The sequence below is a fragment of the Deltaproteobacteria bacterium genome (assembly GCA_020848905.1).
Lineage (GTDB): Bacteria > Myxococcota_A > Polyangia.
In genome coordinates this window covers 344,776-360,040 of record JADLHG010000004.1, presented here as the reverse complement: position 1 = coordinate 360,040, position 15,265 = coordinate 344,776, and the positions used below count along the sequence as shown (strand labels likewise).

12 protein-coding genes are annotated in these 15,265 nt (G+C 69.8%); 4 read left to right on the top strand and 8 right to left on the bottom strand.

Annotated elements, in window-relative coordinates; all coding sequences use genetic code 11:
* Positions 1-152: 152 nt before the first annotated feature.
* The 7 genes from IT371_02245 to IT371_02215 all read right to left on the bottom strand — a co-directional run bounded on the left by IT371_02245 (position 153) and on the right by IT371_02215 (position 7,849).
* The gene (locus tag IT371_02245) at positions 153-818 is read right to left on the bottom strand and encodes a hypothetical protein (protein MCC6746447.1); all 666 of its coding nucleotides are present in this window, start codon (positions 816-818) and stop codon (positions 153-155) included.
* Between the two features lie 20 nt (positions 819-838).
* Positions 839-1,864 carry a Holliday junction branch migration DNA helicase RuvB gene (gene ruvB / locus IT371_02240; GenBank protein MCC6746446.1) on the bottom strand — a complete coding sequence of 342 codons (1,026 nt, stop codon included), beginning with the start codon at positions 1,862-1,864 and terminating at the stop codon, positions 839-841.
* Positions 1,865-1,882: 18 nt separating this feature from the next.
* Positions 1,883-2,482, bottom strand: coding sequence for a Holliday junction branch migration protein RuvA (gene ruvA / locus IT371_02235; GenBank protein ID MCC6746445.1), 600 nt, complete (start codon positions 2,480-2,482; stop codon positions 1,883-1,885).
* Between the two features lie 61 nt (positions 2,483-2,543).
* Positions 2,544-3,032 carry a crossover junction endodeoxyribonuclease RuvC gene (gene ruvC, locus IT371_02230; GenBank protein ID MCC6746444.1) on the bottom strand — a complete coding sequence of 163 codons (489 nt, stop codon included), beginning with the start codon at positions 3,030-3,032 and terminating at the stop codon, positions 2,544-2,546.
* Between the two features lie 20 nt (positions 3,033-3,052).
* The gene (locus IT371_02225) at positions 3,053-3,802 is read right to left on the bottom strand and encodes a YebC/PmpR family DNA-binding transcriptional regulator (GenBank protein MCC6746443.1); all 750 of its coding nucleotides are present in this window, start codon (positions 3,800-3,802) and stop codon (positions 3,053-3,055) included.
* Positions 3,803-3,890: 88 nt separating this feature from the next.
* Complete coding sequence (locus IT371_02220) at positions 3,891-6,035, bottom strand: ATP-dependent RecD-like DNA helicase (GenBank protein ID MCC6746442.1); 2,145 nt, start codon at positions 6,033-6,035, stop codon at positions 3,891-3,893.
* A 71-nt stretch (positions 6,036-6,106) separates the two neighbouring features.
* A complete protein-coding gene (locus IT371_02215) occupies positions 6,107-7,849 on the bottom strand; it encodes a lamin tail domain-containing protein (protein MCC6746441.1) in 1,743 nt (580 codons plus the stop codon).
* 234 nt (positions 7,850-8,083) lie between these two features.
* Here IT371_02215 and IT371_02210 point away from each other — a divergent pair, with 234 nt between their 5' ends.
* The 4 genes from IT371_02210 (at position 8,084) to IT371_02195 (ending at position 11,725) form a co-directional block, all read left to right on the top strand.
* Complete coding sequence (locus IT371_02210; protein ID MCC6746440.1) at positions 8,084-9,280, top strand: pyridoxal phosphate-dependent aminotransferase; 1,197 nt, start codon at positions 8,084-8,086, stop codon at positions 9,278-9,280.
* Entirely contained in the window at positions 9,277-9,891 is a 615-nt protein-coding gene (gene maf / locus IT371_02205; protein MCC6746439.1) for a septum formation protein Maf, read from the top strand. The genes IT371_02210 and maf overlap by 4 nt, the downstream gene beginning before the upstream one ends.
* A gap of 7 nt (positions 9,892-9,898) precedes the next feature.
* A complete protein-coding gene (locus tag IT371_02200) occupies positions 9,899-10,627 on the top strand; it encodes a YggS family pyridoxal phosphate-dependent enzyme (GenBank protein ID MCC6746438.1) in 729 nt (242 codons plus the stop codon).
* A gap of 117 nt (positions 10,628-10,744) precedes the next feature.
* A complete protein-coding gene (locus tag IT371_02195; protein MCC6746437.1) occupies positions 10,745-11,725 on the top strand; it encodes a transglycosylase SLT domain-containing protein in 981 nt (326 codons plus the stop codon).
* Here IT371_02195 and dnaE read toward each other — a convergent pair.
* Positions 11,684-15,184, bottom strand: a complete 3,501-nt coding sequence (dnaE, locus tag IT371_02190; protein ID MCC6746436.1) for a DNA polymerase III subunit alpha — start codon at positions 15,182-15,184, stop codon at positions 11,684-11,686. The two genes, IT371_02195 and dnaE, sit on opposite strands and share 42 nt — an antisense overlap.
* Positions 15,185-15,265: the final 81 nt, after the last annotated feature.

Below are 15,265 nucleotides of genomic sequence, written 5' to 3'. Positions count from 1 at the left end.
CTGACATATCGACCGAGTGGCCGTACGACGGCTTCAGCGGCAAAGATGACGACGAGCTATGGGTCCTGGGTGACCGCTCGAGACCGTAGCCCTTCGGCCCCCGTCGTGTCAACGGCGCCGGCCCGTCGCCAAACACTCCGCAGAGGGGGCTGTTATCGAGGCTGCGACGCCGGCGAAGGCGCCCGGGGGCTCCCCCCATCGCCTGCGCCGCTCCCCTTCCCCGCGGCGGCGCGTTCGACGGGTCGGGCAGGCTTCAGCAGCTCCCCGAGGAGGGTTGCGGCGGCCTGAGGGTCTTTCCGCGCGTCGATCTGCCGCGCCATGAGCTGCTGCCCGAACTGGACCAGGACCTCCAGCTTGACCTTCAGCCCGGTGGTGCAGCGGGCGCCTTTGCAGGCTGCGTGCGCGGCATTGAGGACGCGCAGGCCGTCGGCGTTCTTTCCCAGCTCGAAGTAGGCCAGGGCGAGCCGGAGCCGCCACGCCGGCTCGTCGCCCCCGCTCTTCTCGGCGTTCTTGAGGGCGTCGTAGGACCACGGAAACTCCCCCGCGCGGTCGTAGAGCCGGGCCAGTTCGAGCGCGCTGTCGGTGGCGCCGGGGTCGCGCCCCAGCTTCGCCTCGAGCTGAGCGATCCGCGCCGAGGTGTTCGGATCCGTCTTGACCAGCGGCTGCACCTTCTCGGAGTTGGCGCGGGAGACGAAATAGAGCGCTACGATCACCACCAGAATGGCATTCGGCACGATGATCGCCGCCTGGACGGCCCGGGAGCTCGACCGGGAACGAAGCGACGGGACGGGCTCCTGGGTCATGTGCGTGCCTTCCATCTCATGCTTCGACCCCCAGGCTAGAACAAAGTTCCCTGCGGCCTGGCAGGCTCGGACAGCCCGAGGTGCTGATAGGCCCGAGGCATCGCCATCCGCCCACGCGGCGTGCGCTGGATGAAGCCTTCCTGAATGAGGTACGGCTCGATCTCGTTCTCGACCGTCTCTCGCTCCTCGCTGAGCGCCATGGCCAGCGCGTCCACGCCTACCGGCCCACCTGCGTACTTCTCGATGACGGATCGAAGGAGCGCGCGGTCCGTGCGGTCGAGCCCCGCGTCGTCGATCTCGAGCGCCGACAGCGCGCTGCGGGCCACCGCCAGGGTGATCCTGCCGTCCCCTTCGACCTCGGCGAAGTCGCGCACGCGCGAGAGCAGCCGGTTGGCGATGCGAGGGGTGCCGCGGGCCCGCCGCGCCATCTCTCGCGCTCCGTCTCGCTCGACGGCGACCGCCATGATGCGGGCCGAGCGCTCGACTATCTGCGTCATGTCGTCGGGCCCGTAGTGCTCCAGCCGTTCCACGATGCCGAAGCGGTCGCGGAGGGGCGAGGTGAGCAACCCGCTTCGCGTGGTCGCCCCGATCAGGGTAAAGGGGCGCAGCGTCAGGCGCAGGGTCTGCGAGAACGCGCCCGTGCCGCTCGGCACGTCGATGGCCAGGTCCTCCATGGCCGGGTAGAGGTACTCTTCCACGGCCGGGTTGAGGCGATGGATCTCGTCGATGAATAGAATCTCGCGCTCGCCGAGCTGCGTGAGAAGCCCCGCTAGCATGCCGCGGTGCTCGACGGCTGGACCGCTCGTCGTATGCACCTGCACGCCGAGCTCGTGGCCCACGATGCAGGCCAGCGTGGTCTTGCCGAGCCCGGGCGGTCCGCAAAACAGCACGTGGTCGAGCGCTCCCCCTCGCCGCCGCGCCGCCGTGACGTAGACCCTCAGGTTCTCCTTCAGGCGCGTCTGTCCGATGAAGTCTTCGAGCCGGCGGGGACGGAGCGTCGTTTCCGCCAGGAGCTCCTCGGGCTCTCGCTCGGGCGAGAGCTCGCTGTGGCGATTGGACATCTCAGAACCTCGCCGCCGTCATCGCAACTCCCCGATGGCCGACAGCGCGTGGCGCAGGAGCTGCTCAGGCGGCGGCGCGGCGCCTTCCGTCTTGAGGACCTTCTGCACGGCCCGTTCGGCCAGCGGACGCTTATAACCCAAACCCACGAGCGCCTCCACCACCTCCGTGCCACGGGGATCCTCGGGGCGGGCGCTCACCGGCTGGGCCATGGCGAGCTGTGCGCATCGGTCCTTGAGCTCCATCACGAGGCGTTCGGCTGTCTTCTTGCCCACGCCGGGGATGCCCTGCAGCCGGCCGTGATTGCTCTCCGCGATGGCCACGAGAAGCTGCCCCACCGGCATGCCCGAGAGGATGCTGAGAGCCAGCTTCGGCCCGACCCCGGAGATCCCGATCAGCAGCTCGAAGGCCTGTCGCTCCTGCTCCTGGAGGAACCCGAAGAGCTGCAGCGCGTCCTCGCGAACATGGGTGTGACAGAGGATAGAGAGCTTTTCCCCCTGCGGAGGCAGCTCGGCCAAGGTCTGGAGCGAGACGTTCACCAGGTAGCCCACGCCACCCACGTCGACCACCACCCGGTCGAACCCCTTGTGCGCCAGGATCCCCGTCAACGCAGCAATCATCGACGTTCTCCCACGGCGCGAAACTCCGAACGGACCACGGCTCGGCGAACGGAACGGTCCATCATCGGCCGGCCGCAACCATGGAGCGCTGCCGATGGCACAGTCCGTGGCAGATCGCCACCGCGATAGCATCGGCCTCGTCGGTGCGCGGCAGCTCGGCCAACGACAAGAGCACCTGCACCATCCGCTGCACCTGCCCCTTGTCCGCCCGGCCGTGGCCGGCGACGGCCTGCTTCACGGTAGCGGGCGGGTACGCGTGCACGGGAAGGCCGCGCCGCCCCGCTGCGGCGAGCACGACGCCTCTCGCGTGGCCGAGCAAGAGCGCGCTGCGCACATTCTTGGCGAAAAAGACGTCCTCGACCGCCACCGCCTCCGGTCGCACCCGCTCGAGGATCTCGTCCATGCGCACCGAGAGGAGCGCGAGCCGCTCGCTCAGGTTCTCCTCGGCGTGGACCACGATGACGCCGCTCTCCACCACACTGAACTGGCGGCCGCGGTGAACGAGCGCCGCATACCCGGTGATCCGGCTCCCGGGATCGATGCCCAAGATGCACGGGGCGGTAGGGGCGTTCACCCGGCGAGCTGCTCCAGGAGGGCGTCGTCGATGTCGAAGTTGGCCCAGACGTTCTGCACGTCGTCGTGATCCTCGAGGCCACCCATGAGCTTGAGCATCACCTCGGCGTCGCGCCCTTCCAGCTTGACAGTGGTCTGCGGCACCATCTCGGCCTTGGCCGAGGCGACCTCGAACTTGGCCCCCCGAAGCGCCTCGCCCACCTGCTCCACCGCCGCCGGAGCGCACAGGACCTGGAAGAAGTCGCCCTCGCGCTGCACGTCGTCGGCCCCCGCTTCGAGAGCCGCCTCCATCAGGGCATCCTCTTCCACCTTCTCGGCGGGCACGGCGACGATCCCCTTCTTGTGGAACATCCAGCCCACGGACCCCGTCTCGCCGAGGTTTCCGTTGTGCTTGGTCAGCATGTGGCGGATCTCACCCACCGTGCGGGTGCGATTGTCGGTCATCACCTCCACCAGCAGGGCCACGCCGCCCGGTCCGTAGGCCTCGTAGGTGATCTCCTCGTACGAGATCCCTTCGAGCTCGCCGGTGCCGCGCTTGATGGCTCGGTCGATGTTGTCGGAGGGCATGTTGTTCGACCGCGCGGTCGCCACCGCCGCCCGCAGCCGCGCGTTGCCGGTCGGGTCCCCCCCGCCGATGCGCGCCGAGATCGTGATTTCCTTGATCAGCTTGGTGAACAGCTTCCCGCGTTTCGCGTCGGCCGCTCCCTTCTTGTGCTTGATGGTGCTCCACTTGCTGTGGCCGGACATGCGCGTCTCCTGCGATCGGCTCTACTCACCTAGCACACCGTCCGAGGCCCCCGCAATAGCAGGAAAACTTCCGTCGGGCGCCCCGGCGTCACCGACCCCGGGAGAGCGTGTCGCGGAGGACGGCCGCGAGCAAGGTCCGACGCTGTGAAGGATCCGCCCGCGTCACCGCGAGCTTCAGCGCCTGCGGGCTGCAGACCAGGACGGCCAGCGTCTTGGCCCGCGTCACCGCGGTGTAGAGCAGATTCCGCTGCAGCAGCACGTAGTGCTGGGTCAGCAGCGGCACGACGACGGCAGGGTACTCGCTTCCCTGCGACTTATGGATGCTCACGCAGTAGGCGAGCGCGAGCTGCTCGAGCTGGTCGGCCCGATAACGCACCCGCAGACCGTTCAGCTCCACCTCCACGTCCCCGTCCTCGAGGTCGAGCGAGGCGATCCATCCCACGTCGCCGTTGAAGACGTCGCGCTCGTAGTCGTTGCGCACCTGCATGACCTTGTCGCCCACGCGGAGCTCGTCCCCCGCGCGCTTGATCCCGCGTCCCGTCCGATTCAGTCGCTCCTGGAGCAGCCGATTCAGGGCCGTCGTGCCGACGCTGCCCCGGTGCATCGGTGAAAGCACCTGCACGTCCCGCGAGGGGTCGAGGCCGAAGGCCTTCGGTATCCGCTCGCAGCAGATCTCGAGGATCAGCGCCTGCGCGCGATCCGGGTCCTCTACCGACACGATGTGGAGGTCGCCTCGCTCATGCGACCCGGCCGGGCTCGCTTCGGGGAGCTCCCCCTCCCGGATGCGGTGCGCCCCCACCACGATCCGGCTCGAAGCCGCCTGCCGGAACACGACCGTGAGCCGCTGCACCGGCACGACCGCCGACGCGATGAGGTCGGCCAGCACGTTCCCGGGGCCCACCGAGGGCAGCTGGTCGGCGTCTCCGACGAAGACCAGCCGGGAGCCTGGACTCAGCGCCTCGACCAGACTCCGACCCAGCGGCACGTCCAGCATCGACGCCTCGTCGAGCACGATGGTCCCGGCGGGCAGGCGCTGCGTCCGTCCGAACGCGAATCGCCCCCCGCCAAAGCCGAGCAGGCGATGTACCGTGCCGGCCGGACGCTCGGCTGCCTCGGAGAGGCGCTTCGCCGCTCGCCCCGTCGGGGCGCAGAGATGTACCGCGTCCCCCAGCGCCTCGAGGACCTTGACCAGCGCGCGCACGACGGTGGTCTTGCCGGTCCCCGGTCCCCCGGTGATGACAGTGAGAGAACCCCGGGCCGCCGCACCTACCGCGGCCCGCTGTTCCCCGGACAGCTCCACGGCCGCGCAGCGCTCCACCAGTGCATCCGGCACCTCTCTCGCCGGCTGCGCCCCGAGCTCGGCGAGGCGCCGGGCCAGGGTCTCCTCCGACCGTACGAGCGAAGCGAGACCAACCCTCACGTCGTCGGGCCCCGGGCGCTCCGCCAGAAGCCCCCTCGCGATCGCTCCGTCCAGCACCGCCTCGAGCGCCAGCTGCTCGCAGCCGAGGAACTCCGTCACGCGCCGGACGAGCTCCTCCTTGGGAACGACCGTGTCGCCCAGGTCGCGGGCCTGCCCCACGAGGTGCAGCAGCCCCGCCGCGAGGCGCGACGGGCTGTTCTCCGTCACTCCGAGGCGACGCGCCAGGGCATCCGCCGTCGCAAACCCCACCCCATCCACGCGCTCCACGAGCTGGTAGGGGTCGGCCTTCAGGAGCGACACCGTCTGCTCCCCCATCGTGCGGTAGATCCGCGCCGCGAGAGCAGGCCCCAGCTCGAGCCCTTGGAGGAAGACCATCACATCGCGGATGGCCCGCTGCTCGGCCAGGGCCCGCGCCATCGACGCCGCGCGCTTCGAGCCGATCCCCTCCACCTCGCGGAGTCGATGCGGCTGGGATTCCGCCACGTCGAACAGCTCGGCCCCGAAGCGCTCCACGAGTCTCGCCGCCAGGCCAGGTCCGATCCCCGCTACCGCGCCCGAGGCCAGGTACCGCAGCAGCCCCTGCTCGCTCTCGGGAACCCGCGCCTCGAACCCGGCCGCGCGGAACTGCTCGCCGAAACGCGCGTGCCGCGTCCACGTTCCCTGGACCTTCAGGGTCTCGCCGGGCTGGACCCCCGCGAGGCTCCCCACGACGGTCACGGGCAGGAGCCGCCCCACGACGGTGAGCTCCAGCACCGTGTATCCGTCCGGGTCCCGGAAGATGATCCGGCCTACCGTGCCCTCGATGAGCTCCATGTCGCGGCGCATGATAGCAGGGACGCGCCGGGAGGAAGCCGCCCCCGAGACGGTCTCGACCTCTCCCGCGGTCAAGGAAGCGCGCCCGGCGTCGTCGGCGCTCGTCCGGGCGTTCCGTGCCCCGAACCGCTCAGTCTCCAGCTCTCGCGCAGGTCACACGAGGTGGCGGGGACGCGCTCCACGCTGCGCCCCTCCGCTCCCGCGCCCTCGAGGACCTGGTGGCCTCCGTAGGTGGAGACCAGCCGTCCCGCCTGATCCCGCAGGACGAGACGCTCGCCGCGGTTGCCGATCCCGTGCGCCCCGATGGTGCCGGAGAGTCTCACCAGGGCGGCCCCCGACGCGATCCAGCTCGCCGGGCTGCTCGGAAGCTCGAAGCCCGGCCCAACGAGCACCGCCACCTGCCCCGGAGCCAGCCGCACCCCCGGCAGCTGCACGGCCCCCACTCCGTCGTCTCCGTCGTCGATCGTCCAGCCAGCGAGGTCCACGGGGTCCGAGGAAAGATTCGTGAGCTCCACCCACTCCTGGTCCGGCTCGCGCCCCGCCGGGTTCGGCATGACCTCGGTGATCGCAACCCGCTCTGGGCTCTCGCCACGCACCCACCGGAGCTGCGGCTCGGCGAGGTTCCCCGCCGCATCGCTGGCCTGGGCCAGCACGAAGGCCTCGGTCCCCTGCGGCAGCCCGACCGCGAACTCGTGCTCGGCCTTCGCGAGCGAGACCAGACGCCCCTTGCGTCCGCCCACGGCCAGCTCGACGTCCACGGGCTCGTCGCTCCAGACCTTCACCAGGACGCAATCGTCCGCGTGCTGCGCCAGCAACGCCAGCACGGTCGGGGAGCGCCCGTCCTTGCCCGCCCCGGTCGCGAACCACTGCACCTCCCCCGTCAGCACCGGCAGGCCACGATCGTCCGTGATGATTTCGGAGGCCACGACGCGCACCGATCCGTTCGGCGGCAGCGTGCGCCTCGGACGGAGGAGCCAGCACCGCGACGGCCCGACGTTCCCACAGGCCTGGTCGGACGCCTCCACCGCCGCTGCGTGCCGGCCTCCGTGGTCGTCCTCGAGCCACAGAGACCCCTCGGCAACTCCGCGAACGGGGCGCGAGAAGAGCACCGCCACCCGGGCGAGGTTCGTCGGCACCTCGGCTTGCCCACGTCGCGGAGCGACGAGCTCCACGGTCGGCCGCGCCAGGTCGGCCCCTCCCGTGACGAAGGTCCGGATCAGGGCCAGCCCGGAGGGAGTGCGCCGGGGAAGGCGTCGCCCCCTCCGGTCGGTGATCCCCGGCCCGAGCAGCAGACTGAAGCGCCGATGGGACGGCAGCGGGCGCAGAGGGTCCACCGCCAGGACGCGGCCCTCCTCCTCCAGCCGCGTGCGGACAAGAGCGCGCTCGGCGCCTCGCTTGGCGCTCAGCGGAGGATGGGCGAAGTCCGAGATCCACCCCGCGTCCAGCTCGCGGGGCTGGCACGACCCGCCCACGCAGGAGGCCTCGCCGCAGCTCCAGGCCCCGGCGCAGGCCGCACCGGCGGTGTGCGCCACGAGCGCCACACTGTCGGCCGTGACGGTCCCCGGATCGAGCGCCTGGTTGAAGCGCACGCGGAGGGTCTGCGTCGGACTGACTCCGTCCGAGGGGCCAAGCTCGGCCGCAACGACCTCTGGCTCCGGGGTCTCGTCCAGCTCTGGGACCGGCGCTCCCCGACAGCCAGGGCCGACGAAAAGCGCCCCGCAGCAGGCGAGCGCTGCCCCTGCGCGGAAGGACCGTCGGAGCCTCGTCTCGGGGGACCCCTGCCCATCAGTTCGGCTGCGCATCGATTGCGGCATGCTGCACCTCCATGACCGATAGCGAGAGCAACCGGCGCGCCAGCGCTACCGGCCATCTGATTGCGGACCGTTACGGAGTCCCAGCGGCGTTGCCCGCCCGCGCCGTCCGGTATCCGGTCCGGCGCGGCCGGAATCCGCACCTTTGCGTCGCAGTGGACTTGCCGAGCCGATCGATGCTCTATATGTCTTGCTCGGGGCCAGAGCGCTGCCCCGCGTCGAGGCCCGGAGGAGATCATGACGGTCGCGCGAGGGATCCAGCAGGCGCTGCAGCACAGCTCGTGGATCCGACGCATGTTCGAGGCTGGCGTCGCCCTCAAGGCTCAGGTGGGCGAGGACGGCGTGTTCGACTTCAGCCTGGGCAATCCCATTCTGGAGCCGCCGCAGGTCCTCCAGCAGGCGCTCCGCGAGCTCACGGCGCACCCGCCGCCCGGCCTGCATCGCTACATGCCGAACGCCGGGTTCCCGAGCACGCGCAGGGCCGTGGCGCACCACCTCTCCCAGCAGGAGGGCGTGGACCTCGACCTCGAGGACGTGGTGATGACCGTCGGGGCCGCTGGAGCTCTGCACGTCGCGCTCCGTTCCATCCTGGACCCCGGCAACGAGGTCATCGTCTTCGCCCCCTACTTCGTCGAGTACCCGTCGTACATCGAGGCACAAGGGGGGCGGCCGGTGCTGGTGGAGACGGGTCCCGACTTCGACCTGGACCTCGAGGCCCTCGCCCGCGCGGTGACCGGACGAACGAAGGCCGTCCTGGTCAACACGCCGAACAACCCGACCGGCCGGATCTACTCGCAGGGGCGCATCGACGCGCTGGGGGAGGTGCTCGGGGCCGCCGAGCGCCGCCACGGGACGACCATCTACGTCCTCTCCGACACCCCCTACGCACAGCTCACCTACGACGGGCTGAAGAACCCCCGCTTCTTCACCGCGCACCCGAGCACGCTCCTCGCCCACAGCTTTTCGAAGGACCTCGGCCTTGCCGGCGAGCGCATCGGGCTCCTCGCCATCTCGCCACGAGCCCCGTATCGGGAGGACCTGCGCCGCGCGACGATCTACAACAACCGCGTCCTCGGCTTCATCAACGCCCCCTCGCTCATGCAGCTCGCCCTCGAGCGATCCCTCGGCGCTACCGTGGACCTCGGCTACTACCGCGACCTGCGAGAGCGGCTCTGCGGAGGGCTCGTGGCCGCGGGGTACCGGCTCTCTCCGCCGCAGGGGTCCTTCTACGTCTTCCCCGAGACCCCAGAGCCCGACGACGTCGCGTTCTGCGCTCGCCTCCTCAAGCACAACGTGCTCGTCGTTCCGGGCAGCGGCTTCGGCCGGGCCGGGCACATGCGCATCGCCTTCTGCGTCAAGCCGCAGACCGTCGAGGGCGCGTTGCCACACTTCGCGGCCGCCCTGCGCGAGGCTCAGGCGGAGCGCGCATCGTGAGCTGCGACGACGGCTCGTCGAGCTCGCTCATCCTGGCGTCGGCGTCTCCCCGTCGACGGGAACTTCTCGCCGCCTCCGGTCTCACCTTCGAGGTCTGCCCGAGTCAGGTCCCCGAGGTGCAGCTCCCGGACGAGAGCCCCGAGGCCTTCGTGCGGCGGCTTGCCGCGGCCAAGGCGCGCGAGGTGGCCACGAGCTATCGCGCCCGGGGAGACCTGCGCCCCGTCCTGGGTGCAGACACCGTAGTGGTGATCGACGGCACCACTCTCGGGAAGGCGGCCACTGTCGAGGAGGCCCGCGAGATGCTCGCGACGCTTTCCGGGCGGGTACATCGCGTGGTCACGGGGGTCTGCGTCCTCTCGGCAACTGGCACGGAGGAGGTGCAGGCCGTGGCGACCGAGGTCGAGTTCAAGACGCTCACCGCGCGCGAGATCGCCACCTACCTCCGCACCGACGACTGGCAGGACAAGGCGGGGGCCTACGCCATTCAGGATCGGGCGGCCTACATGGTGCGCACCATTCGTGGCTCCTACACCAACGTGGTCGGCCTCCCCCTCTGCGAGGCGCTCGAGGCCCTCGGTCGCGCCGGCGTGGGCGCCCTCGCGGCGGGGTAACCGAAAAGTGAGCCCGGATTCCATCGCCACGCGCCTGGACGAGGTGCAGCGACGCGTGCACGAGGCCTGCGTCGCAGCGAGCCGCCCGGTGGAATCGGTGACGCTCCTCGCGGTCAGCAAGGGGCAGCCCCCCGAGGCGATCCGCGCGGCGTACGAGGCCGGACAGCGCGACTTCGGCGAGAACTACGCGCAGGAGCTCGCGGCAAAGGCGGAGGCGCTCGCCGACCTACCCGGCCTACGGTGGCACTTCATCGGCCCGCTCCAGCGCAACAAGGTCAAGCTGGTGGTGGGCCGCGCCACGCTCGTTCACAGCGTGGACAGCGTGCCCCTCTTGGCCAAGATCGACGCGCGTGCCGGCGAGCTCGGGCGCCCGCAGGACCTCCTGCTGCAGCTCAACCTGAGCGGCGAGGCCACCAAGTCGGGGTCGGCGCGCCACCATCTCCCCGAGCTCCTGGGCGCCCTCCGGGCAGCGCCGCACGTGCGATGCCTCGGACTCATGACCTTGCCCCCGCCGGTGGACGACCCGGAGGACGCCGCCCCCTTCTTCGCCGAGCTCGCCGCCCTCGCGCCTCTCGTCCGTCCCCTCCTCCCGTCGCCCGACGCGCCGGTCGTGCTCTCGATGGGCATGAGTCACGACTTCCCGGCGGCCATCCGGCACGGCGCGACGCTCGTACGGGTGGGCACGGCCATCTTTGGCGAGAGGCGGCCGCGGGCAGCTAGCGAGCCGGCGCCCTGATAAACGACGCTCCCGGCGGGCTCGCAACCACGCCAGGATGCGACGTTTTCCATTTATTTCGGATGAAGGCTTTACAAGCCCCCCACCTCCTCGGTGTGATGGAGGAGGGAACGGCGGATGCGGGAACTGGCGAAACAAGGGGGACTGGCGCTGTTGCTGCTGACCTCCTCTGCGCGCGCAGAGGGCCCCGCCCCGTGGATGCTGTCGCCTTCCCGCGCCCGGCTGCTGCTCCTCGACGCGGTGCTTTCCCTCGAACGAACGATCCAGGCCGCAGACCGAGCCCTCCGCCGGCTGACGCTCGCGGAGCAGCTCAATCCGCTCGGGGACAGCCCGGCCGGACCACCAGGGTCCACGCTCGCCCCCCCCGGCAGCGCGCCCCGGCGGACAGGCCCCGAGGCCTTCCGCGAAACCCAGCACGGGCCCTTCGACGACCTCATCCTCGCCGCCGCCCTCCGGTTCGAGATCGATCCTTTTCTCCTGAAGGGCCTCATCGCCAACGAATCCAAGCTGGAGCCCGTCGGGTCGGGCAAGCGGCAGTACGCGCAGCATGCCGAAGGCCGCGTACTCGTGGCCGGCGGCGCGATCGGCATCGCCCAGTTCACCGGCGGCGGCATTCGCGCCGTCAACAGCCTGCGCGGCATCCGGGCGCGCCGGTCCAGGACGGTACCCCTGCGCTTCGACGGCGAGCAGGCGCGGGTCCCCTGTCAGGCCATCCCCGCCGCGGCGGAGTTCCTCTCCTTCCTGGTGCGCCGGTATGGCCGCGACGGCGGTATCACCGCCTACAACACCGGCCTCGGCGGCGGCTACGCGGTGCGTCGCATGGGGTTCTGGAAGGCCCGCCGCGCGGGGATGCTCGACCGTCGCGGGATCTATCTCCTCCAGGGGCACCGCTTCCTGCTGAACGTGCTGCGGCGGACGAACCAGTACCGCGTGCGCGCGGGCCTCTCGCCGCTCCCCCTCCCGGTGGACACCGAGCTCCCCCGCTCCCGTGCCCCCCGCGTGGCTCAGCGCGAGCTCGGCCCCTCGTCGCTCCGAACCATCCCCTTCACCGCCCGCTTACTTCAGCACCGCCACGCGCTCGCCGAAGAGTCGCTCTAGCTTGAAGAGCAGCTCGTCGGTCGGCGCCACCGAATAGCGCTCCGACAGCACGAGGCGCGTCGCAGACCGGTCGGGGATCGCGACGTGAACGTACGTCCTGCACTCCCCTACGTGCGCCAGCAAGATTTGCTTCAGTTGCTCGATTTGCGTCTCTTGCGCGATATCACTTCGCAGGTGCAGATGCACCTGCGTCGTTTTCTGCTTTCTCAGATCTGCAAGCGTCACGGCCGACTTCAGGTGCAGGCGCTGGACCTTGCTCTCCTCCTCCCCTTCGTGGGCCAGCCGTCCCTGCACCAGGATCGGCTCGCCGCACTTCAGCACGCTCTCGTGCTCCTCGAAGGGCTTGGAGAAGACGACCACCTCCACCTGACCGCCCTGGTCCTCGAGCATGAAGAACGCCATGCGCCCCTTGCCGCTCTTGAGCGGGCGCTCCCGGTACTCGGTCACCAGACCACCCACGCTGAGCTCGGTGCGGTCCGGCAGCTTGTCGAGCTCGCCGACGGTCGTCGACGCGTGCCGCCGCAGGTCCTCCGCGTACCGATCGAGCGGGTGACCGCTGACGTAGAAGCCCAGGCTCTCCTTCTCGAAGGCCAGCCGCTGGCGCGGCTCCCACTCGGGCAGATTCGGATACTCCTCCGCGCTCGCCGCCTTGACGCTGGCCGGCGCCGCGCTCCCTCCGCCGAGGAGCCCGAAGAGACTCGTCTGCCCCGACTCCCGGTCCTTCTGGGCCGAGAGCGCACGTTCCTGCGCCGCATCCAGGGCCCCCATGAGCTGCGCGCGCCCCACCTTGCGCGCCGCCGCGATGTCGTCGAAGGCCCCGCTCTTGATGAGCGCCTCCATCACGCGCTTGTTCGCGCGTCGCGCATCCACGCGCTCGCAGCAGTCGAAGAGCCCGTCGAACGGCCGTTCGCGCCGAGCCTCGACGATCGCTTCCACCGCCTGTCCCCCCACGTTGCGCACCGCCCCCATGCCGAACCGGATGTACGGCACTCCGTCCTGCGCCAGCACCGAGAAATCGGCGAGCGACTCGTTCACGTCCGGGCGCAACACCTGGATCCCCATGGCGCGCGTCTCGGCGATGTACTTGGTCAGGCCGTCGAGGTCGTCTTTTTCGGCGGTGAGCACCGCCGCCATGAACTCCGCCGGAAAGTGGCACTTCAGGTACGCCGTCTGGTACGAGATGAGCGCGTACGCCGCGCTGTGCGACTTGTTGAAGCCGTACCCGGCGAAGACCTCCATCAGGTCGAAGACCTGCTCGGCGATCTGGGCGCTCACCTCTTTCTCCGCCGCGCCGCGCAGGAAGATCTCCTTCTGCTTGGCCATCTCTTCGGGCTTCTTCTTGCCCATCGCGCGCCGGAGCAGGTCGGCCTGGCCGAGGCTGAACCCCGCCAGCGTCGAGGCGATCTGCATCACCTGCTCCTGATAGACGATGACCCCGTAGGTCTCCTTCAGCAGAGGCTCGAGCCATGGGTGCAGGTAGGTGACGGCCGTCTGCCCGTGCTTGCGCTTGATGAAGTCGTCCACCATGCCGCCCTCGAGCGGTCCCGGCCGGTAGAGCGCCACCGCCGCCACGATGTCCTCGAAGCAATCGGGCTGCAGCTTCTTCAAGAGCTCCTTGAAGCCCGAGGATTCGAGCTGGAACACCCCCGTGGTGTTCCCCGCGCCGATCATCTCGTAGGTCGCCCGGTCGTCGAGCGGAACGCGCTGGAGGTCCAGCACGGCGCCGTCGCGGTTGATCATCCGGACCGCGTCGTCGAGGATGGTGAGCGTCTTCAGGCCGAGGAAGTCGAACTTGACGAGGCCGGCCTCCTCCACCTCCTTCATCGCGAACTGGGTCACCAGCTCGCCCTCCTGCCCGCGAAAGCACGGCACGTACTCCCAGAGAGGTCGCTCCCCGATCACGATCCCGGCCGCGTGGGTCCCCGCGTGCCGGTTCAGCCCCTCGAGGGCGCTGGCGATCTCGAGCAGCTCGGCCACCTTCGGGTTCGCCGCGGCCAGCTCCTTCAGGCGCGGCTCTTGAGCGAGCGCCTCGGGAATGCTCACGTGCTTGCCGGCGATGGGCTCGGGGATGAGCTTGGCCACCTGGTCCGCTTCGGCGTAGCTGATCCCGAGGACCCGCGCCACGTCGCGGGTCACGCCGCGCGCCTTGAGCTGATGCATGGTCACGATCTGGCCCACATTGTCGCGGCCGTACTTCTCCGTGACGTAGCGGATCACCTCCCCGCGGCGGTTCTTGCAGAAGTCGACGTCGAAGTCGGGCATGCTCACCCGCTCCGGGTTCAGGAAGCGCTCGAAGAGGAGGTTATAGGGGAGCGGGTCGAGGTCCGTGATGCGGAGCGAGTAGGCGGCGAGGGAGCCCGCGCCGCTGCCCCGGCCCGGCCCCACCGGGACCCCCTTCTCCTTGGCGAAGCGGATGAAGTCCCAGACGATGAGGAAGTAGCTGGAGAAGCCCATCCGCTGGATCACGTCCAGCTCGAGCTCGAGCCGTTCCCGGTAGGTCTGCTCGTCGGGGGTCTGCCCCCGGTCCCGCATCTCTGCGAATCGTCGGGCGAGCCCTTCGAAGGCCAGCGTTCGCAGATAGCCCTCGGGGTCGCCTCCTCCCGGCGGCTGAAAGCGCGGCAGATAGGTCTTGCCGAGCTCGAGCTTCACGTTGCACAGCTCCGCGATCGCCGCCGCGCACTCGAGGGCCTCGGGGATCCGGCTGAACGCGCGTTCCATCTCCTCGGGGGGCTTGAGGTAGTACTCGTCCACGTCGTGCTTCAGCCGGTTCTCGTCGGAGACCAGCTTGCCGGTCTGGATGCACATCAGGCAGTCGTGCGCCCGGGCGTCCTTGCGGTCCACGTAGTGGCAGTCGTTCGTGGCCACCAAGCGAACGTTCATCCGGTGCGCGAGCTTGATCAGGTCCTCGTTGACCTGCTCCTGCTCCGCGAGGCCGTTCGGCTGCACCTCGAGGAAGAAGCTCTCCGGCTCGAAGATCGACTGGTACTCGCGGATGGTCTCCGCCGCCGCGTCGCTCCCGCGGTTGAGCAGGGTCTGCGCCACCTCTCCCCCGAGGCAGGCCGAGAGCCCGACGAGCCCCGCCGCGTGCTTGCGCAAGAGCGCCTTGTCGATGCGCGGGTTGTAGTAGAAGCCCTCGAGGTACCCCATACTGACCAGGTGGGTCAGGTTCCGGTACCCCTCCTCGTTCTTCGCGAGGAGCACGAAGTGATAGCTCCGCCGGCTGGTCTTCTCCTTCATCTCCCCGTCGGCGATGTAGACCTCGCAGCCGAAGATCGGTTTGACCCCCTGCTTCTTCGCCTCCTTGTAGAAGTCCACGGCGCCGAACATGTTGCCGTGGTCGGTGAGCGCGACCGCGTTCATGCCGTACTCTTTCACCCGCGGAAAGAGGTCCTTCAGCCGGATCGCTCCGTCCAGCAGGCTGTACTGGCTGTGCAGATGCAGGTGGGCGAAGGAAGACATGTTGGCTCTCCAGCGGAACGAGGGTCGTGGATCATCCCCGAGGCCGCCCCGGTTGGCCAGCCCCGCCGTTTCTCTTCGCAG